The sequence below is a fragment of the Providencia burhodogranariea DSM 19968 genome, from assembly GCF_000314855.2.
Lineage (GTDB): Bacteria > Pseudomonadota > Gammaproteobacteria > Enterobacterales > Enterobacteriaceae > Providencia > Providencia burhodogranariea.
Map to the genome: position 1 here is coordinate 130,500 of NZ_KB233222.1, position 21,537 is coordinate 152,036.

Consider the following 21,537-nt stretch of genomic DNA (forward strand, 5'->3'; position numbering starts at 1 on the left):
CAAATGTCATTCAACCGAGTGAAAGATGCACAATGTGCCGAATTGTGTAACAACACTTGAATGAATGAATAAGCTAGCGGATAATTAGAGCAATTGATCTGAGTAGGTTTCTTACCTACCCTGAATTACCGGTAGACCGGTCTGGAGTAAAAAATGAGTGATGATGCAGCTTTGCCACTGAAGTTTACTGATGCGGCAGCAATTAAAGTAAAAGACTTAGTTTCTGATGAAGAGAACCCAAACCTGCGTCTCCGTGTTTATATTACAGGCGGTGGTTGTAGTGGATTCCAATATGGCTTTACCTTTGATGACCAAATCAACGATGGCGACATGACCATTGAAAAACAAGGTGTTGCCTTAGTTGTTGATCCAATGAGCTTGCAATATTTGGTTGGCGGAAGTGTTGACTATACTGAAGGGTTAGAAGGATCACGTTTTATTGTGACCAACCCAAATGCAAAAACGACTTGCGGATGTGGCTCTTCATTCAGCGTTTAAGTTTTTTGTGGAGAGGGGATTTTCCCCTCTCACTAATCTCGATGTTTCTTCTGAAGTCCATATCTAAAATAATTCGGTTTACATTTAAGCAACCAGCAAAGCCGATACTCAGCAACCTGAAGGGTTACGGGGATAACTGCTCGCATAATTCTTTAGCGGCGAGTAACACACGCGGCCCTGCGCGATGGAACCAATCTTCATTTAAGCGAATGACAGGTATCGGTAATTGCGCCTGCCAAAATTGTTGTACCGTTTTTTCTTGAGCTTGCTCTCCGGTTATTACAATCACTTCTGGCTTTCTTATTAATACCTGCTCACGGCTCACTTGTGGCCATTGTACCGGGCTATTTTCAAATATATTTTCCCCACCGCACAGCGAAATGATCTCATTTTGAATTGTATCCTTTCCAGTAGAGAATAAGGGTTGAGTACCTAATTGAATAAATACGCGTTTTTTTGAGGTGCTCGATTTAGTATATTTTTGTTTTAATTGAGTAAGTTGTTCTTGCATCGTTGAAATCGATTGTTTAGCGATATCAGGTTTTGGGCTGTACTCTTCCAGTTTCTTTACAGCTGAAATAACAGACTCAATATTATTAGGATCTAAATAGACGATCGGGAAATCAAGTGCAGCCAGCTGATCGAGTGGGCGCTGTGGATTACCGCCACGCCAAGCGAGAATTAAATCAGGTTTAAGCGCAATAATTCGTTCAACATTGATTCCTTGCCAATCAGAGACTTGCTCTAATTGTTTAGCATCTGGAGGATAGTCCGAATAGGCGCTAACGGCAATTAAGCTGTCACCTAACCCTGCTGCATAAGCTAATTCAGTATTCGCTGGGGATAGGCTGATGACACGATGTTTTGTTTCCGCAATAGCTTGGGGATTTAATAAGCATAAAATTAATAAAGTGAATGTTGCTTTAAGACTATTAGGGATCCATTTCATGTTGGCTCATTTCCAAACTATATTCGTTATACTTCTATTTTCGGGTTTGTTGACTACGTTTAGCGAGTCTTAGAGTTTAGCTATGCTCCCGACTATTTTTCCTTGCTGCCTACATGAAAATCAAATTATCTTGAGCATATATACAGAGAAAACCAATTTATTGATTTTCGACGGATAACGATCGGTTGATCATGAAAAGAGGGAAAATGATGCTTATCCCTCTTTTTATAGCCATTAAAAGTGCCATTTTGTCACTTTTTGCCATTAAAATTAAATCATTTCTAGGCAAGTTCAGCCAAGATGGCAGCGATCATCAGTGATGATTGACGAGCAGCAACAGGTAAGAATTCATCAAAACTGGTGTGTGACTCTTTATCTGCAACATCAGAAATTGCACGCACAACGACAAAAGGTACGCCAAATTGATGGCAAACTTGGCCAATAGCGGTTGCTTCCATTTCAACAGCAGCAACTTGTGGGAAGGCTTTTTTGATGCGAGCTAGGGGGGCAGCACCATTAATAAAGGCATCACCACTACAGACAAGGCCACGAACGGCATTCATACCAAGTTGTTGAATACATTTTTCGGCGAGTTCAATCAGTTTGTGATCTGCGATAAAAGCAGGTGGGCATTGTGCCATTTGACCCGGTTCATAACCAAATGCAGTGACATCTGCATCGTGATAGCGAACTTCCGTTGAAACAACGATGTCACCGACATTGAGGCGAGGATCTAACCCACCTGCAGAACCGGTATTTATGACGATATCAGGTTGGCAGTGTTCAAGTAATAACGTGGTGCCGATAGCGGCAGCAACTTTGCCAATACCCGATTTTAATAGCGCAACATCAACGCCATTAATTTTTCCGGTGTAAATTTCACAGCCAGCGCGGCTTAGCGTTTTGCACTCTTCAATTTGTTCACGCAGGATAGCGACTTCCTGCTCCATTGCACCTATGATACCAACTTTCATTATGCCATACTCACTATTGATTAATTTAGGTAATTAAGATTGAGATGGATAAATTGTAGCATTGAAAGACCGATGGAATGTATTTTTCCTCTCTCTTTTTATAGTAATCGATATATACCATAATAATTAAAATTGAATATAGTCGATAAGCTAAACTATTTAATAGGCATATAAGTAAACGATTAGGCGTTGAGTGAAGTTAATAACCAAACAACTTAAGGAGTCGGTGTGAGCAATATTAATTTCCTGACCAAATTTAATTATCAACGAAACTATAGTAGTTCTAATAGCCCCAAAATTTCTGCTCATAATGAAGATGCAGTCAATCGACTATTCGAAAGCGACCGCGGTCGCATTATTAACTCAGCAGCCATTCGCCGTTTACAACAAAAAACACAAGTTTTTCCTTTAGAACAAAATGCAGCGGTGCGTAGCCGGTTAACCCATTCATTAGAAGTGCAGCAAGTTGGACGCTATATCAGTAAAACCGTTCTCAATGAGCTAAAAAAGAAAAATTTATTAGAGCAATATGGTTTAGATGAACGCTGCGATGCTTTTGAAAGCCTCGTTGAAATGTCGTGTTTGATGCACGATATTGGCAATCCACCGTTTGGTCACTTTGGCGAAGCGGCTATTCAAAGCTGGTTTAGGCAACTTTTAGCGCCTGATTACCAATACACCTCTGAATCTTCAGATCCTTGCCGTATTGCAGCAATGCGTTTAACGGGAGATGCTCGCCTTGATTTATTTCGTCGTCAGTTAAAACAGGATTTGTGCTCTTTTGAAGGTAATGCTCAAGGGCTGCGTATGGTACACAGACTGTTAAAATTAAACTTAACCTATGCTCAGGTTGGTGCACTCTTAAAATATACGCGAGGGGCATACGATCTTGATCCGATCCCTGAACAATTCGATTATTTGATGAAAAAACCGGGCTATTATTGGTCTGAATTGAATTTCGTCAATGAATTATATAAAAAATTAAATATGGAAAAATATTGCCGATTTCCATTGTCTTATATTATGGAAGCTGCGGATGATATCTCTTATTGCATTGCCGATTTGGATGATGCTGCGGAGAAAGGCATATTTACAGTCGATCAATTAATTGGTTACTTACAAGCCGAGTGGGGAACTGTCAAAAAGGGCGATCTGTTTGATGAAACTATTATGGGAGCTTTTAATAATATTAGCGACAACCATACTCGGCGTATTCAGCAAGACCAATTTTTTATGTATTTACGTGTCAATATCACGAGTAAGCTTGCTCGTTATAGCGCTCAGCGTTTTATTAGAAACCTTCCTGAAATTTATGCGGGATCGCTTAATAGTGCGCTATTAGAAGATAAAAGCCCAGAACATCGATTACTCAAAGTGCTTAAAACAGTGGCTTTCAAACATGTTTTTAATCATCACGAGGTAGAGGAGCTTGAGTTACAAGGCTATCGCATTATTGGCGGCCTATTAGATTTTTATAGCCCATTGTTGATGCTAGAAAAGAATGATTTTGCCTCTTTAGTCGAGAATAATTACCATAAAAAGTTTTTTATTGAGACTCGCCTATTTCATAAACTTTCTAATAAACACCGTCTATCCTATAGCGAAGCAATCGAAAAAATTTGCGCGACAGATGAGGTCGAAAAATCTATTTTGGAATTTTATTATCGAGCGAGATTGATTCAAGATTATATCAGTGGGATGACAGATCATTATGCGTACGAGGAGTTTCGCAAGTGTATGGTCTCCAATTAATATCCTCTTCATATCCTCTTCATATTTCGCGCCGCAGCGTTGTTGGCTTTATTAGCGTGCTCGAGTCACATACTTATGTATGTGCTCCTATCCTCGTCATATTTCGCGCTGCAGCGTTGTTGGCTTCATTCGCGAACCCTAGTCACATACTTATGTATGCTCCTAGGGATTCACTCAATCGCCGCCTAGCTGCAACACGAACTATTTTGAGGATATATCGATGTATAACAACAAAACAACAAAACAACGAAAGTGCAAAAGTGCAAAAGTGCAAAAGTGCAAAAGTGCAAAAGTGCAAAAGTGCAAAAGTGCAAAAATGCAAAAATGCAAAAATATCTTATTGTTGATCTCATTTGTTTGTAGTTTCGTTAAAACTTGAATTATTTAGGTTATGTATATTGCTGTAAGGTTTTTTGTAGGTGTAACACGATGAAAAATGAGTAAAAGCAGTAAAAAATATATGCTAAGTGAAAAAGTGATAACTCATGTTGGTCAAAAAAATGATACTATACACTCGCCTTTTTGCTGTGCGTATTTTATGCAAGTAATTGGCATTATCTTGAAATAGAGAGAAAATATAATATTATTTTCTGAAACTTAACCCCTCGTAGTGACGAATTATGGCCCAATTTTACTCGCCAAACCGCCGTACCACACAACGCCGTCAAATAACGGTAACAGCTGATAGTTTAGATTCCGCAGGCCAAGGCGTTGCTCGCTCTGATGGTAAAACTATTTTTATTGCGGGTTTACTGCCGGGGGAAGAGGCTCAAGTCGAAATTATTGAAGATAAACGCCACTTTGCTAAAGCAAAAGTAATTAAACGCTTTAATACCAGTCCGCAACGAGTTAAACCTCATTGCCAATATTTTAATCAATGTGGTGGCTGCCAGCAGCAACATATTGATATCTCATTACAAAGAGAAAGCAAATCTAACGCATTACAGCACCTGATAGCACGAGAAACGGGTGTACAAAAAGAGGTCGAGTCGGTTATTTTTGGCGAAGCTTATGGCTATCGTCGAAGAGCGCGTTTAGGGCTGCAATATCAAAATAAAAATAAACATCTGGTGATGGGTTTTCGTCAAACACAATCCAATACGCTGGTAGATATCAAACATTGCCCCGTTTTGCATCATCAACTTGATGCGCTGATCTCACCATTATCAGATTGCTTAAATAAATTAAATATTGTATCTAAACTTGGACATGTTGAGCTGATCCGCGCCGATAATAGCATTATCGTGTTGCTTCGCCATCTTGCTCCATTAACTTCATCAGATAAACAACAACTACAATATTTTGAACAACAATATGGCGTTGCAGTCTGGTTGGCAGGTGAAGAAAATTGCTTAGAAGCACTTACTGAATCGTCAGTTTATCCTGAATATCAAGTTGCTGGAGAAACCTTGCAATTTAGCCCTCTAAACTTCATCCAAGTAAATGGTGAGATTAACCAGAAAATGGTAGTTCAAGTACTTGAATGGCTTGATATTAATGCGCAAGATCGTGTTTTGGATTTATTCTGTGGTATGGGAAATTTCACATTACCTATCGCGCGGCATGCAAAAGCCGTCGTAGGCGTTGAAGGCGTAGAAAATTTGGTCAAACAAGCTCAAAACAATGCTAAACGCAATTCAATTGTCAACGCGACCTTCTATAATGAGAACTTAGAGATGCAAATCCATACGCAGCCATGGGCGACCGAAGGGTTCAATAAAGTGTTATTGGATCCTGCTCGAGCCGGCGCTGCGGGTGTAATGGAACATTTAATTAAACTGATGCCGGAAAAAATTGTCTATGTTTCTTGTAACCCGACAACACTTGCTCGGGACAGTAAAGTTTTGCTTGACGCTGGATATAAATTAATACAACTGCGGATGTTGGACATGTTTCCACACACCAGTCATCTGGAGTCAATGGCGCTGTACTCCAAATAATCCAAGTTATCGCCAGCCAACGACGCTGCTACTTGAAAGATTACGGGTATATTTACGTGTAGCCCAGAGGGTTAACAGGTAGGGAGAAAATATGGTTGCTGTAAGAAGTGCACATCTTACCCCAGCAGGTGAGTTTGCCCCTGAAAAGTGGGTGAGCGGACTGGGGCTAAATAATCCACAATCAGAACAAAAGCTCATCCATACCTGGCAGTATTGTCATGATAAATTAGCAGGGCAGGAAATAGCACCTTTACTGTTATGGCGCGGGATCGAGATGACTGAAATTCTCTCAACACTGAGTATGGATATCGGAAGCTTGCAAGCCGCGCTTCTGTTCCCTCTGGTTGAAGAGAATCAACTCGATGAACAATCGGTGATTGATGATTTCGGTAACTCGATTCATGAATTAGTCAAAGGCGTCCTTGAAATGGATGCTATTCGCCAACTCAAAGCGACCCAATCAAGTGAAACTAGCTCAGTTCAAGTAGATAACATCCGCCGCATGTTATTGTCGATGGTGGAAGATTTCCGCTGTGTCGTCATCAAACTTGCTGAGCGGATCGCGCATCTACGTGAAGTCAAAGATGGAACAGAAGATGACCGCGTGTTGGCGGCTAAAGAGTGTTCTAATATCTATGCCCCGTTAGCAAATCGTTTAGGTATCGGGCAGTTAAAATGGGAGTTAGAAGACTTCTGTTTTCGTTATTTACATCCAGATGAATACAAAAAAATCGCTAAACTGTTGCATGAACGCCGAATAGATCGTGAAGATTATATCGATAACTTCGTGGAAACATTGCGCAAAAATATGCTCAAAGAGCATATTCAAGCTGAAATTTATGGGCGTCCCAAGCATATTTACAGTATTTGGCGAAAAATGAAGAAAAAAGCGCTCGCATTCGATGAATTATTCGATGTTAGAGCTGTGCGTATTGTGGTTGAGCGTCTACAGGATTGTTATGCCGCATTGGGTATTGTCCATACACATTTTCGTCATCTACCCGATGAATTTGATGATTATGTTGCTAACCCAAAACCGAATGGTTACCAATCTATTCATACTGTCGTCCTTGGGCCAAACGGTAAAACACTTGAAATTCAAATTCGTACCCGTCAAATGCATGAAGATGCAGAGTTGGGTGTCGCCGCGCACTGGAAATATAAAGAGGGTACGACTGGCGTTGGTAAAGGTGGTAGCTATGAACACCGTATTGCGTGGTTACGTAAACTGATTGCATGGCAAGAAGAGATGTCAGATTCGGGCGAAATGCTCGATGAAGTCCGAAGTCAAGTATTCGATGACAGAGTATATGTGTTTACGCCTAAAGGTGATGTGATTGATTTACCCACCGGCTCGACACCACTAGACTTTGCTTATCATATTCATAGTGATGTTGGGCATCGTTGTATTGGTGCCAAAATTGGTGGCCGTATTGTGCCATTTAGCTACCAATTACAAATGGGTGACCAAATTGAAATTATTACCCAAAAACACCCAAATCCAAGCCGCGATTGGCTCAATCCAAACTTAGGGTATGTCACAACCAGCCGTGGTCGCGCAAAAATTCACAACTGGTTCCGTAAACAGGATCGAGATAAAAACATCATCGCGGGTCGTCAAATTCTTGATAATGAGCTGGTACATTTAGACATCAGCATTAAAGAAGCTGAAAAATTACTGATAGCACGCTATAACGTTCATTCTCTGGATGAAGTATTGGCAGGAATTGGTGGGGGCGATATTCGAATTAACCAGTTGGTTAACTTCCTGCAAAGCAAATTCAAAAAGACCACTGCGGAAGAAGCTGACCGTGAAGCATTGAAAACGCTGGAAAATAAAATAACTGCACCACCTCCAGGTTCTCAAAGTAATAGCAGTGGTCGAGTTGTTGTCGAGGGGGTTGGTAACTTGATGCACCATATTGCACGTTGCTGCCAACCAATTCCGGGCGATGATATTGTTGGTTTCATCACCAAAGGAAGAGGCATCTCCATTCACAGCGTTGATTGTGAACAGCTAGCTGAATTGCAAAGCCATGCGCCTGAGCGGCTGGTGGATGCGGTTTGGGGTGAAAACTACTCCAGTGGCTATTCATTAGTCGTACGTGTTGTAGCGAACGATAGAAGTGGATTGTTGCGTGATATCACGACTATCTTAGCAAACGAAAAGGTTAATGTGCTTGGAGTGACTAGCCGTAGCGATGTTAAACAGCAACTAGCCACTATCGATATGACGATTGAAATCTACAATTTGCAAGTGCTCGCACGTGTTTTAGCAAAGCTAAATCAATTACCGGATGTAATTGAAGCAAAACGTAATTCACAGTAATTCGCGGCATAAGTTTAATGTAGTAAAAAATGATCCCATGCTATCCTTGTGATACATGGGATTTTTTGTATAAAAAGGGTCAAAGAGATGAGCACGATAACACCACAAATTGAACGATTACTCGCCATTATGGAAACGCTACGCGATCCGCAATCAGGTTGCCCATGGGATACACAACAAACTTTTAAAACTATCGCGCCTTATACACTTGAAGAAACATATGAAGTCATCGATGCCATTGAACGGGAAGACTTTGATGATCTAAAAGGTGAGTTAGGTGATTTACTTTTCCAAGTGGTATTTTATGCACAAATGGCGAAAGAACAGTCCTTATTTGATTTTGATGAAATTTGCCAAGCGGTTAGCGATAAATTAGAGCGCCGTCATCCACATATTTTTGATGCTGAAAATAGTGCGAGTAGCCATGAAGTCATCGCTGGCTGGGAAAAGCGTAAATCCGCAGAGCGCGCACAAAAAGCGCAATATTCCGTTCTTGATGATATTCCAAATGCATTACCTGCACTGATGAAAGCCTACAAAATTCAAAAACGCTGTGCTTCAGTCGGATTTGACTGGGATACATTAGGCCCAGTGGTTGATAAAGTTCGTGAAGAATTGGATGAAGTCATGGAAGAAGCAACGCAGGTTGTTATCGACGAGCAGAGACTGGAAGAAGAAATCGGTGATCTACTATTTGCTACCGTTAATTTATCGCGTCATCTTGGTCATAAACCCGAAATGGCGCTAAACAAGGCATGCCAAAAGTTTGAAAAACGCTTTCGTCAAATAGAAAATCGCTTAGCCGACAGTGGAAAATCGACAGAAACTGCTACACTAGATGAAATGGAGTTACATTGGCAGCAGATAAAACAGGAAGAAAAACAGTAGCTACGGCAAGCTGAAAGGATTTAGCCTTTATCTGCAAAATGTGCTAACATGAAAAAAACAGCAAGATGTGCACATTATAAAAATGTATATTTACCGAGCAATAAATATTTTGCTTATTAATTTATTGATATTATTAGGGTATTGATGAAAACTAACCTTATTATGCTTAGAACATTTGTAGCGAAATTAAGGTTCGGGTATACTGTTTTCCCGTCCTGTTATATCCATCATCTTTTAAACCTAAACTTTCAGGTTCAGCATGAAAACTAATTATATTTTTGTGACCGGCGGGGTCGTATCCTCTCTGGGTAAAGGCATTGCCGCAGCCTCATTGGCGGCTATACTCGAAGCCCGTGGACTCAATGTCACTATGATGAAACTGGATCCGTATATCAACGTCGATCCGGGTACCATGAGTCCAACCCAACACGGGGAAGTTTTCGTAACAGAAGACGGCGCTGAAACTGACTTAGATTTAGGTCACTATGAGCGTTTCATCCGTACCAAAATGACACGCCGTAATAACTTCACGACGGGTCGTGTATACTCTGAAGTTCTGCGCAAAGAGCGCCGTGGCGACTATCTTGGCGCAACAATTCAAGTTATCCCTCATATCACTAATGAAATCAAAGATCGCATTATTCGTGGCGGTGAAGGCCATGATGTCGTTCTTGTCGAAGTTGGCGGAACGGTAGGTGATATCGAGTCTCTGCCATTCCTTGAGGCAATTCGCCAGATGGCTGCGGAAGTGGGGCGTGAGCGTACATTATATCTGCATTTGACTCTAGTGCCATACTTGGCAGCAGCGGGTGAAGTTAAAACGAAACCAACTCAGCATTCGGTAAAAGAGCTGTTATCTATTGGTATTCAACCGGATGTATTGATCTGTCGTTCAGACCGCGTTATTCCAGCGAATGAACGCGCTAAGATTGCACTGTTCTGTAATGTGCCTGAAAAAGCGGTTATTTCACTGAAAGATGTTGATTCTATCTATAAAATTCCTGGAATGTTGAAATCACAAGGCTTGGATGAGTATATCTGCAAGCGTTTCAACATCGATTGCCAAGAAGCAAATCTTTCTGAATGGGAACAAGTTATTTACCAAGAAGCTAACCCAACTGGCGAAGTGACCATTGGTATGGTAGGTAAATATGTTGAATTACCCGATGCTTATAAGTCAGTAATTGAAGCACTAAAACACGGCGGCCTTAAAAATCGTCTGACAGTCAATATCAAATTGATTGATTCACAAGATGTCGAAACCCGTGGTGTTGAAGTTCTTAAGGGGCTAGATGCAATTCTTGTTCCGGGTGGCTTTGGTGAACGTGGCATCGAAGGCAAAATCATGACAGCGCGTTATGCTCGTGAAAACAAAATTCCTTACTTAGGTATTTGTTTAGGGATGCAAGTTGCGTTGATTGAATTTGCGCGCAATGTTGCTCACATGGAAGATGCTAACTCAACTGAGTTTAGTCCTGATTGTAAATACCCAGTTGTTGCGCTAATTACAGAATGGCGTGACGAAGAAGGTAATGTTGAAGTTCGTTCTGAAGAGAGTGATCTTGGTGGAACTATGCGTGTTGGCGGTCAGCAATGCCATTTGGTCAATGGCAGCTTGGTTCGTGATATGTATGGCGAAGACACTATTGTTGAGCGTCATCGTCACCGTTATGAAGTGAATAATCTGCTACTAAAACGTATCGAAGAAGCAGGTTTAAAAATTGCAGGTCGTTCAGTTGATAATAAACTGGTAGAAATTATTGAAAATCCAAACCACCCATGGTTTGTTGCATGCCAGTTCCATCCTGAATTCACTTCAACACCAAGAGATGGTCATCCGTTATTTGCAGGTTTTGTTAAAGCCGCTGGTGTATACCAGAAAGGTGAGTTGAAATAAGATATGGCGGGGTAGAAGGTAGCCTATTCTAGTAAAGGTTATTGTTAAGCCAATTTGAGCGCTAATTAGGCTCAAATTGGTAAATAAAATAACTGGTTGGGAATAAGTAAAGCAGTCTACTCCCCGAAATTTAACTTATACTGAGGAAAACCTTATGTCCAAAATCGTTAAAGTGATCGGTCGTGAAATCATTGATTCTCGTGGTAACCCTACTGTAGAAGCAGAAGTTCATTTAGAAGGTGGTTTTGTTGGTTTAGCGGCTGCACCTTCAGGTGCATCTACAGGTTCTCGTGAAGCACTGGAACTGCGTGATGGTGATAAATCACGTTATCTGGGCAAAGGCGTTCTGAAAGCAGTTGGCGCAGTTAACGGCCCAATTGCAGAAGCGCTGATTGGCCAAAATGCAAAAGACCAAGCTAATATCGATAAGATCATGATTGATCTTGATGGTACTGAAAACAAATCTAAATTTGGTGCGAATGCGATCCTTGCAGTTTCTTTAGCTAACGCAAAAGCAGCTGCAGCGGCAAAAGGTATGCCTCTTTATGAGCATATTTCTGATCTGAACGGTACTCACGGCCAATACTCTATGCCTCTACCAATGATGAATATCATCAATGGTGGTGAGCACGCAGATAACAACGTTGATATCCAAGAATTCATGATCCAGCCTATCGGAGCTCCAACCCTGAAAGAAGCTGTTCGTATGGGTTCTGAAATTTTCCATCACCTAGCAAAAGTACTGAAATCTAAAGGTATGAACACTGCTGTTGGTGATGAAGGTGGCTATGCGCCAAACTTAGAATCTAACGCTGCTGCATTGGCTGCTATCAAAGAAGCGGTTGAGCAAGCAGGTTATGTTTTAGGTAAAGACGTGACTCTGGCTATGGACTGTGCAGCTTCTGAGTTCTACAACAAAGAAACTGGCAACTATGAGCTGAAAGGCGAAGGTAAAACCTTCACTTCACAAGAGTTCACTCATTATTTAGAAGGCTTGACCAAAGAATATCCAATCGTTTCTATCGAAGATGGTCTGAACGAATCTGATTGGGACGGCTTTGCATACCAAACTAAAGTTCTTGGCGATAAAATCCAATTGGTCGGTGATGACTTATTCGTTACCAACACTAAGATCTTGAAAGAAGGTATTGATAAAGGCATCGCTAACTCAATCCTGATCAAATTCAACCAGATCGGTTCTCTGACCGAAACTCTGGCTGCAATTAAAATGGCAAAAGATGCTGGCTATACTGCAGTTATCTCTCACCGTTCAGGCGAAACTGAAGATGCAACTATTGCTGACTTAGCAGTAGGTACAGCAGCAGGTCAAATCAAAACAGGTTCAATGAGCCGTTCTGACCGTGTTGCTAAGTACAACCAACTGATCCGTATTGAAGAAGCACTGGGTAACCGTGCACCATTCAATGGCCTGAAAGAAGTTAAAGGCCAAGCATAATTTAATTTGTGCTAGTTAATTAGAGAAAGCGGGAAGAATCATCTTCCCGCTTTTTTTTGCGCGCGCGAAGCATGAGTTATTTAGCAGGGTATTTACTGGGATGAGGTTATCTACTGGAAGCTTAAATTAATTCCCTGATGAGATCTATTATTCTACTAATGTGTGATAATTAACCGATATAATGAAAGGTAGGACATGTTAAAGCGCAATTAGGACATAGATATTCGATTCTTTATTTTGGTTATCAATCCAGAATTACCAGTTTTTTTCACTGTATCCTCTCGGTTCGTCATATATCTACGACACTTCTCGCAAATCTTTTTATGATTATAGCCAGAATCAAATACTCAATGCATTGTATTGTAATGATTAATTAGAGCTTCTTGGCCTGTTGGCTAATTATGATTTTAATTATTCCAGATAGGTGTACCTATTTATTTTTTCTTGTTAGTGGAATAGATAAATTTTATGTATTAAATGAAAAAAATATTTAGTTACGCCATTCATATCTCATTTTTGGACTATCTACATTTCTATTTCATCCAATTAACCCTATATTTCATAATCCGTAAATAAATCTTAACACCGGTTTGTGAACTGGAGTGTTGATGAAACGATGGAGTTAATATGGATGCATCTGAATCGCTAAAACCATCAGTAGGCCCCACCCCGTCTAATGTAAGGGGCTGGATCATACTGGCAGTTGATATCGTATTACTAATCTTGCTTTTAAAATATTTGCCTTTTGATGATAAGGCTAATGCGGGGTTAGCTATGCTAGTGTTTGTGGGGGTACTTTGGCTGACCGAAGCCATACACGTGACTATCACAGCATTATGTATTCCGCTTTTAGCTGTTGCTCTAGGGTTAATGAATACAGGTGATGCTTTAAAATCGTTTGCAAATCCAATCATTTTTTTATTTTTTGGTGGCTTTGCTCTTGCAACAGCATTGCATATTCAAGGTCTTGATAGACTGATTGCTAATCGTTTATTAATGGCTGCGCGTGGGCGTCTATCTGTTGCTGTGTTACTGCTTTTTGGCGTAACTGCCTTGTTATCTATGTGGATCAGTAACACAGCAACAGCAGCTATGATGCTGCCACTTGTCTTAGGGATTTTATCAAATCTAGACGTTCGCCATGAACGCAATACCTTTGTATTTGTATTGTTAGGTATTGCTTATAGTGCCAGTATCGGTGGTTTAGGAACAATTGTAGGTAGTCCACCAAATGCGATTGCAGCTTCTGCGCTCGGATTAGATTTCTTATCTTGGATGAAGTACGGTATTCCAATCATGGTAGTCCTGCTACCAATGATGTTTGTTTTAATGTATATGATGCTACGTCCAAATCTAAGGCATCGTTTTGAGATAGAACTTGAACATGTAAAATGGAACGGCAAACGCATCATAGCAATGGTTATTTTTTTACTTGCTGTAGTTTGTTGGATTGGCAGTGCTTTTCTTAGTGATGCTCTCGGTGGGATTAAGGATCTTGATAGTATTATCGCACTCAGTGCTGCAATTCTGATCGGTGTTACGGGAGTTGCTAGTTGGTCCCAAATTCAGAAAAATACCGAATGGGGCGTATTGATGCTGTTTGGTGGAGGTTTAACCTTAAGTGCAGTATTAGGCTCATCTGGTGCAAGTAAAATTATGGCTGATTGGATGCAATTGACATTTGGCCAAAGCCATTGGTTTGTCATTATACTTGCCGTGACGACTTTCATTATTATCTTAACTGAATTTACCAGTAATACAGCAAGTGCAGCTCTCCTTGTTCCCATCTTTGCAACTGTAGCTGAAGCATTAGGTATGCCTGTAATTGCATTAACAATGATTATTGGTATTGGTGCATCTTGTGCCTTTATGTTACCTGTTGCAACACCACCAAACGCAATTGTTTTCGGCTCTGGTTATATCCGGCAAATTGAAATGGTGCGTGTGGGAGCGGTACTGAACGTAGCTTGTATCATTGTTATTTCATTATTTGCATGGTTCTTCTGGATTTAAAAGTAAAGTGTTAGCTAGTTCTTTACTTAGCAGCCTCATAAATGAGGCTGCTATCCTCGATAGTTGAAAGCTTAGGGTTGTCGTTTTTCGTCAGTAACTCGAACTGTTTCGATATACATGAAAATCAAATCATTTTGTATATCCCTAATTAGCCCATCAATAAAAACAAGACACTATAAATATGAGTGACTGATTTTTGCATGAAAGTTGTGAGTGTGACATGTCACGATTTTTGGGATCGCATCAATGATTTTCCTTTAAACTCACATCATCTATTTATTATTCGGCTTTTTGTCCAACCAGTATTTGTTGATTACTCGCAAGGCGTATTTTTCCGGTGAGTGCCAATTGGCTATCACCTTGAAGTGAAAAATTCATCGCTGAAATTAATCCTTTGATATCAATTTTATTCTGTGGGCACATAAAGCTATCTTTACATTGATATTGATGACTTTCGAGTAAAATAGAGCGGCCCGTTAATTTACTGTTTTCACCGAGCTCAAAATGACTACCTTGGCTATGGGGAACAGCTGTTTTGTGTCTAACACCAGATCGTAAAATACCTTCACGAATTGAAAGTGAAGCATTGCCCGATGTACCTAGATAGTTTTGTACTGCTGATGTAATGTTTACGGCATTTTGTAACTTAATACGGTCAGCAAATACATTGATTGCAGATAACTGAATTGGATTAGCTTGTTGTTGATTAATCGTTACTTGGCTACCTGGCGATACAGAAAATTTTAGCTGAGTATAATCTTTTAATGGTTTAGGAAGCAGTTGGCTAGGATTATCCTTATCTTTGATAAATTGTCGTTCAAAATTACCTGCAATCAATGATAGGCTACTGATATTACTCACTGATCCATTGCTCCACGTGATGCCATTAGGATTGGCAATAACTAGGTTTGCAACTTGCCCTTTAATACCAAGAATTCCTTGAATATTTGAGGCTTGAGAGCCAGTCACTTCCGCCAGTATTAGCTGTGCTGCTTTACCACCAAGAGTGCTGTTATCATTGATATCATTATTAAAAACTAAACCATGTTCATTGGAAGATAATGCTTCAAAGGTATTAAAAGAAACATGATTTTCAAGTGGTGCAGCGATATTGATGATTTTAGCTTTACTGATATCGACGGGGGATGATGCGATGGTCGTGCTGTGAATGAATAATAATATGAGTGGGGTAAAACATATTTTTGATGACTTCATGGTTGTGCTCCTTGCTGTGAATAATTCCTTGCATTGGAGTATAGCCAAGCCTAAACCATTTTTGACCTATCAAAAAATATAATGTGATAAATAAAAAAGAATACATTAGTAATCTTCATTAGTTATCTATTTATTTTGTTTTTAATATTTTTGTTGCTTATGTTTGCATGCCATAACATCAGTGCTCTACTTCATTATAAAGCAGAGCACATCTATTATGCGTTTATGGCTTCTTGTGGAACATTGCGGAAGCTGATCGCAAGGCGGTTATAAGCATTAATAAGGCCTATAGCCATTGTCAAATCTGCTAGCTCTTTGTCCTCAAATACAGCTGATGCTGCTTCAAATGCCTCGTCCGGTACGTGAGTTTCAGAAACACGAGTGACTATTTCAGCCCAAGCTAGAGCTGCTTTTTCTCGTTCATTGAAAACATTTCCAGATTCATTCCAAACTTGTACAAGAGCCAATTTTACAGGATTCAGCCCTTTTTTAAGCAGATCGCGTGTGTGCATGTCGAGGCAAAATGCACATCCATTAATCTGGCTCACACGTAAATTAACCAGCTCTATTAAGGTATTTTCTAATCCACACTGTGCAATATAGGCATATATGCCACCAAGTGCTTTTACGCCTGCTGGAGAGGTTTTTGTATAATCGATACGTTGGGTCATTGAGTTTTTCCTATTAGCTGGTTAGGGTTTAAAGATTAACAGCTATAGGTGCAAAAAAAAGAACCAAAAATGAATTTTTATGATGTACCACGAAGATGAATAAATGCTTTTTAGTCAATCGTTAGCGTTATTGTTAAAGTCATTTTGACTTATTAATTTTGATGGGGTGTGTAGGAATTGCCTCATAGAGGTTCAAGTAATAGGTGATTTTAATGCCAAAAAATACATTCAAACTAGAGATTGAGCGTTCAATACGAATTTCACTTTCTGAGCAAATACGAACGAGAATAACGGAAGCTATCAAGAGTGGTGTTCTTACACCGGGTACTCGTTTACCTTCTTGGATAGATCTGGCTAAGCAATTGGGTATATCCAGAGGTACAGTGAAAACGGCTTATGAGCGCTTAAGCGATGAACAATTAGTTACATCCTCCCGTTCGAAAGGAACATGTGTTGCTGAGTATTTGCCTGTTAAAAATAAAGGATTTATTAAGTCTGAGCAGCTCCCAAGGACATCAATTTATCAAGATTTCTTTTTTCCAAAAGGGCATTTCAAGATGGGAATACCTGCGAGTGATGCATTTCCTTCAACATTATTTGCTCGTTTGTTTTCAGCATCTGCACGAAAGCGTATCTCATCACAACAACTTTATGCAGATCCTCGAGGCGAAATGGAATTAAAAAGAGAGATTGCTGTACAGTTAGCCTTATCTCGTGGTGTTAATTGTCATCCATCACAAATTTTTATTACCTCTGGCTTCACTGGGGCAATGGGGACCATTCTTCATGCTCTCGGTCTATATGGAAAAAAAGTTTGGGTAGAAAATCCAGGGTTTCCTCCCGCACGTAGAGCATTAGAAATTGCAGGATTAACCCTTGCTCCTATACCCGTAGATGCCGAAGGCATTGATGTTAGTTATGGTGAGTTAAATGCAAATGATGCTGCGCTAGTATTGATCACTCCCGGTCAACAGGCTCCTTTAGGTGTAACATTATCGCTTGAAAGACGCAGTCAACTTTTGGCATGGGCTGAACGAAAACAAAGTTGGATTATTGAAGACGATTATCTTGGTGAATTACAGTTAACTCGTCGCGCAGCTCCTGCATTGGTATCAATGGACCAGAGAGGGCGCGTAATTTATGTTGGCTCGTTTAGCAAAACTATCAGTCCCACTCTTCGTCTCGGTTTTATGGTTGTTCCGCTATCTTTAATTGATACTGTGTCTGATGTTGTTGCGAGTTTAGCACCGGCTCCTGATCCTGCATTGCAAATGGCAGCTAAAGCTTTTTTGCATGAAGGGCATTTTTTACGTCATCTACGTAAAATGAAGCGTACCTACATGTCTCGGAGCGATAGTCTATTGTCGACCTTGAAGGGGATGGGTTATGAAGCTGAAATTAATGGGCTTTCTGTATTGCTAAAGCTACCAAAAAGTACCGATGACATCATGATTGCCCGTTACGCATATCATGATAATCTCGCGCCGTCTCCATTATCGGCATGGTACATACCTGATACGTCATTTCAGTCAGGGTTATTACTTGGAATTGCTGATAAAGAAGGAGAGGAAATACTTAATGCATGTAAACGGCTCGACCAACTAATTCGTAGGTTTTTGTGATATAAATTCACCATATAATCAGTTAGATACATTGCTATAAAATATTTTATTTATCATTTTGCTAATTTTTATCACTTTTTTAATGATGATAAATAGATAACAAAATCAATGAATAAAAAAAGGGCCACATTAGTGGCCCTTTGTCATTGCTTCATCTGAAACGATTATTCAGCTTTTGTAGGTGGCTGACTAGTTTCAATATGATCAGGTTTCTTCGCGAAGCGGCGACTAATCACCACGTAGAAGACCGGAACAAAGAAGATGGCCAATGAGGTTGCTGCGAACATACCACCCAGAACACCTGTACCTACAGAGTTCTGTGCCGCAGAGCCTGCACCATTACTAAATACTAGAGGGATAACACCTAACATAAAGGCTAATGATGTCATAAGGATTGGTCGTAAACGCATTTTAACTGCGTTTAGTGTTGCTTCAACTAACCCTTTACCTTCTTTTTCCATTAAGTCTTTGGCGAATTCTACAATCAATATTGCGTTCTTCGCCGATAACCCAATGGTTGTTAAGAGCCCAACCTTAAAGTAAACGTCGTTCGATAATCCACGAACAGAAGTAAATAGTAATGCACCAATGATACCAAGCGGAACGATTAACATAACCGAGAATGGTACAGACCAGCTCTCATATAATGCCGCAAGACATAGGAAGACAACAATCAGAGAGATAGCATAGAGGGCCGGAGCCTGATTTCCAGACAAACGTTCCTGATATGACATACCTGTCCACTCATAACCAATCCCTTTCGGTAGGTTTTCAGTTGTCAGTTTTTCCATCATTAGCATGGCATCACCGGTACTTTGACCTTGTGCTGCTTGCCCTTGAATGTTCATTGATGGAACACCGTTATAACGCTCTAAACGTGGCGAACCAAATTTCCAAGGATCTTGGGACTCATCCAAAAATGCAGAGAATGGAACCATGTTTCCTTGAGCATTTCGAACATATAGCGCGCTAATGTCAGACGGTAACATACGGCTTTCAGCATCACCTTGGACGTAAACTTTCTTCACACGACCACGGTCGATAAAGTCGTTGACGTAAGTTCCACCAAATACTGAACTGAGTGTTGCGTTGATATCACTGATAGCAACACCTTGTGCCTGAGCTTTTTGCTGGTCAATGTAAATACGGTATTGAGACGTATCATCTTGACCATTAGGACGTACACCTTGCAATATTTCAGGGTGTTGGGCAGCTAAGCCAAGTAACTGATTTCGAGCTGCCATCAGGGCATCATGTCCTAAGCCAGCTTGGTCAACCAATTCAAAGTCAAAACCATTGGCAGTACCTAATTCGACAATAGCCGGTAGGTTAAAGGCGTAAATCAACGCTTCTTGTTTTGACGATAACCCCGCGTTTGCACGAGCGACAATAGCTTCAACCTTGTTTTCTGCGCCTGTACGCTCGCTCCAGTTCTTAAGAACCACGAACGCTAGACCCATATTTTGGCCTTGACCCGCAAAGCTAAATCCACCAACAGTAAACACGGATTCGACATTATGTTCTTCTTTGGTATGGAAATAGTCATTCACTTCTTCTAATACGGCTTGTGTTTGCTCTTGCGTTGATCCTGGTGGTAATTGAACCATCGCTAAGAATACACCTTGGTCTTCTTCTGGTAAGAATGAAGAAGGGAGGCGGATAAACATAAATGCCATAAGAGCAACTAAAGCTAGATAAATTAGTAAGTAACGACCTGTACCATTTAACATGCGGCTAATACTATCGGTATAGTGATGAGCCTGCTTTTCAAATGTCCGGTTAAACCAACCAAAGAACCCTTTTTTGTCACCATGGTCGCCTTTTTTAATAGGTTTCAACATGGTAGCGCAAAGTGCCGGGGTTAAAATCATCGCAACCAGTACGGATAACACCATTGCTGAGACGATGGTAATAGAGAACTGACGGTAAATTGCCCCTGTTGAGCCTCCGAAGAAAGCCATTGGGATAAATACCGCAGAAAGTACCATTGCAATACCGACTAACGCACCTTGAATCTGCTCCATCGACTTCTTGGTAGCTTCTTTTGGTGGTAAGCCTTCTTCTTGCATTACACGCTCAACGTTTTCAACAACAACGATGGCATCATCTACAAGTAGACCGATAGCAAGAACCATCGCAAACATGGTTAAGGTGTTAATGGAGTACCCAAACGCGGATAAGATCGCGAATGTTCCCAGTAGTACGACTGGCACGGCAATAGTTGGGATCAGTGTGGCGCGCACGTTCTGAAGGAACAAGTACATTACCACAACGACCAACATGATTGCTTCGACGAGCGTTTTAACAACCTCATTAATCGAAATTTTAACGAATGGCGTTGTATCATATGGATAAACGATTTGTAGCCCTTCAGGGAAGAAAGGTTCCATACCTGCCAATGCCGCACGTACGTTATTCGAGGTCTCTAATGCGTTAGCGCCAGTTGCTAACTTAATACCAATACCAGCTGCAGGTTTATTATTAAAACGTGCAGTGGTGCTGTAGTTTTCAGCGCCAAGCTCAACACTTGCAACATCTTTTAAGCGTACCTGTGACCCATCCTGATTGACGCGTAGTAGGATGTTGGCAAATTCATCAGGGTTGTTTAAACGTGTTTGCGCGATAATTGAGACGTTTAAGCGCTGTCCTGCCACAGGTGGTGTCCCACCTAATTGACCAGCAGCAACTTGGTTGTTTTGAACTTTAATCGCATTGATGACATCAGTGGTTGTCATATTGTACTTAACGAGTTGCTCAGGCTTTAACCAGATGCGCATCGCATATTGCGTACCAAATAACTGGGTTTCACCAACACCATTAACTCGGCTAAGTGGATCTTTAATGTTTGAACCCACATAGTCGGCAATATCGTATTGCCCCATTGAACCATCGGATGAAACGAAACCCGCTACCATTAAGAAAGAACTGGTAGATTTATCAACACTGATACCTTGCTGCTGTACTTCTTGTGGAAGTAAAGGCATAGCAAGTTGTAATTTGTTTTGCACCTGAACCTGTGCGATATCACCATCAGTACCTGCTTCAAACGTTAGCATAATACTTGCAGAGCCTGATGAGTCACTGGTTGATGACATATATACCAAGTTATCGATACCATTCATGTTCTGTTCGATAACCTGAGTCACTGTGTTTTGTACCGTCGTTGCATCCGCACCCGGATAATTTGCCGAGATAGAGACGGACGGCGGTGCAATGGTCGGGTACTGAGCCACAGGTAACTTGATAATTGCCAACAGACCAGCAAGCATGATGATAATCGCAATTACCCATGCAAAAATTGGTCTATCAATAAAAAACTTAGGCATTAATCAA

14 protein-coding genes are annotated in these 21,537 nt (G+C 40.7%); 9 read left to right on the forward strand and 5 right to left on the reverse strand.

Annotated elements, in window-relative coordinates; genetic code table 11:
- Positions 1 to 153 precede the first annotated feature (153 nt).
- Positions 154 to 498: an iron-sulfur cluster insertion protein ErpA gene (gene erpA / locus OOA_RS00570; protein ID WP_008910168.1), complete on the forward strand. Its 345-nt coding sequence runs from the start codon at positions 154 to 156 to the stop codon at positions 496 to 498.
- A 124-nt stretch (positions 499 to 622) separates the two neighbouring features.
- On the opposite strand, the gene btuF is transcribed toward erpA, so the two are convergent.
- Both btuF and mtnN read right to left on the reverse strand, forming a co-directional pair.
- Complete coding sequence (btuF, locus tag OOA_RS00575; protein ID WP_008910169.1) at positions 623 to 1,447, reverse strand: vitamin B12 ABC transporter substrate-binding protein BtuF; 825 nt, start codon at positions 1,445 to 1,447, stop codon at positions 623 to 625.
- Positions 1,448 to 1,728: 281 nt separating this feature from the next.
- Entirely contained in the window at positions 1,729 to 2,421 is a 693-nt protein-coding gene (gene mtnN / locus OOA_RS00580; RefSeq protein ID WP_008910170.1) for a 5'-methylthioadenosine/S-adenosylhomocysteine nucleosidase, read from the reverse strand.
- Between the two features lie 228 nt (positions 2,422 to 2,649).
- Between mtnN and dgt the strand changes: the two genes are divergently transcribed.
- The 7 genes from dgt (at position 2,650) to OOA_RS00615 (ending at position 14,696) form a co-directional block, all read left to right on the forward strand.
- A complete protein-coding gene (dgt, locus tag OOA_RS00585; RefSeq protein WP_008910171.1) occupies positions 2,650 to 4,173 on the forward strand; it encodes a dGTPase in 1,524 nt (507 codons plus the stop codon).
- Positions 4,174 to 4,793: 620 nt separating this feature from the next.
- Complete coding sequence (rlmD, locus tag OOA_RS00590) at positions 4,794 to 6,113, forward strand: 23S rRNA (uracil(1939)-C(5))-methyltransferase RlmD (protein ID WP_008910172.1); 1,320 nt, start codon at positions 4,794 to 4,796, stop codon at positions 6,111 to 6,113.
- Between the two features lie 91 nt (positions 6,114 to 6,204).
- Complete coding sequence (gene relA / locus OOA_RS00595; protein WP_008910173.1) at positions 6,205 to 8,442, forward strand: GTP diphosphokinase; 2,238 nt, start codon at positions 6,205 to 6,207, stop codon at positions 8,440 to 8,442.
- An 87-nt stretch (positions 8,443 to 8,529) separates the two neighbouring features.
- Positions 8,530 to 9,330: a nucleoside triphosphate pyrophosphohydrolase gene (gene mazG, locus OOA_RS00600; RefSeq protein ID WP_008910174.1), complete on the forward strand. Its 801-nt coding sequence runs from the start codon at positions 8,530 to 8,532 to the stop codon at positions 9,328 to 9,330.
- Between the two features lie 259 nt (positions 9,331 to 9,589).
- The gene (gene pyrG, locus OOA_RS00605; protein ID WP_008910175.1) at positions 9,590 to 11,227 is read left to right on the forward strand and encodes a glutamine hydrolyzing CTP synthase; all 1,638 of its coding nucleotides are present in this window, start codon (positions 9,590 to 9,592) and stop codon (positions 11,225 to 11,227) included.
- Positions 11,228 to 11,381: 154 nt separating this feature from the next.
- Positions 11,382 to 12,683: a phosphopyruvate hydratase gene (eno, locus tag OOA_RS00610; RefSeq protein WP_008910176.1), complete on the forward strand. Its 1,302-nt coding sequence runs from the start codon at positions 11,382 to 11,384 to the stop codon at positions 12,681 to 12,683.
- A 627-nt stretch (positions 12,684 to 13,310) separates the two neighbouring features.
- Positions 13,311 to 14,696, forward strand: a complete 1,386-nt coding sequence (locus tag OOA_RS00615; protein ID WP_008910177.1) for an SLC13 family permease — start codon at positions 13,311 to 13,313, stop codon at positions 14,694 to 14,696.
- A gap of 279 nt (positions 14,697 to 14,975) precedes the next feature.
- Here OOA_RS00615 and OOA_RS00620 read toward each other — a convergent pair whose 3' ends face one another.
- Both OOA_RS00620 and OOA_RS00625 read right to left on the reverse strand, forming a co-directional pair.
- A complete protein-coding gene (locus tag OOA_RS00620; RefSeq protein WP_008910178.1) occupies positions 14,976 to 15,911 on the reverse strand; it encodes a two-partner secretion domain-containing protein in 936 nt (311 codons plus the stop codon).
- A gap of 215 nt (positions 15,912 to 16,126) precedes the next feature.
- A complete protein-coding gene (locus OOA_RS00625) occupies positions 16,127 to 16,582 on the reverse strand; it encodes a carboxymuconolactone decarboxylase family protein (protein ID WP_008910179.1) in 456 nt (151 codons plus the stop codon).
- Positions 16,583 to 16,794: 212 nt separating this feature from the next.
- Between OOA_RS00625 and pdxR the strand changes: the two genes are divergently transcribed.
- The gene (gene pdxR / locus OOA_RS00630; protein WP_008910180.1) at positions 16,795 to 18,204 is read left to right on the forward strand and encodes a MocR-like pyridoxine biosynthesis transcription factor PdxR; all 1,410 of its coding nucleotides are present in this window, start codon (positions 16,795 to 16,797) and stop codon (positions 18,202 to 18,204) included.
- 164 nt (positions 18,205 to 18,368) lie between these two features.
- Here the strand turns inward: pdxR and OOA_RS00635 are convergent, their stop codons facing one another.
- Positions 18,369 to 21,530 (reverse strand): efflux RND transporter permease subunit, encoded by a 3,162-nt coding sequence (locus OOA_RS00635; RefSeq protein WP_008910181.1) that lies wholly within the window; start codon positions 21,528 to 21,530, stop codon positions 18,369 to 18,371.
- Between the last annotated feature and the right edge of the window lie 7 nt (positions 21,531 to 21,537).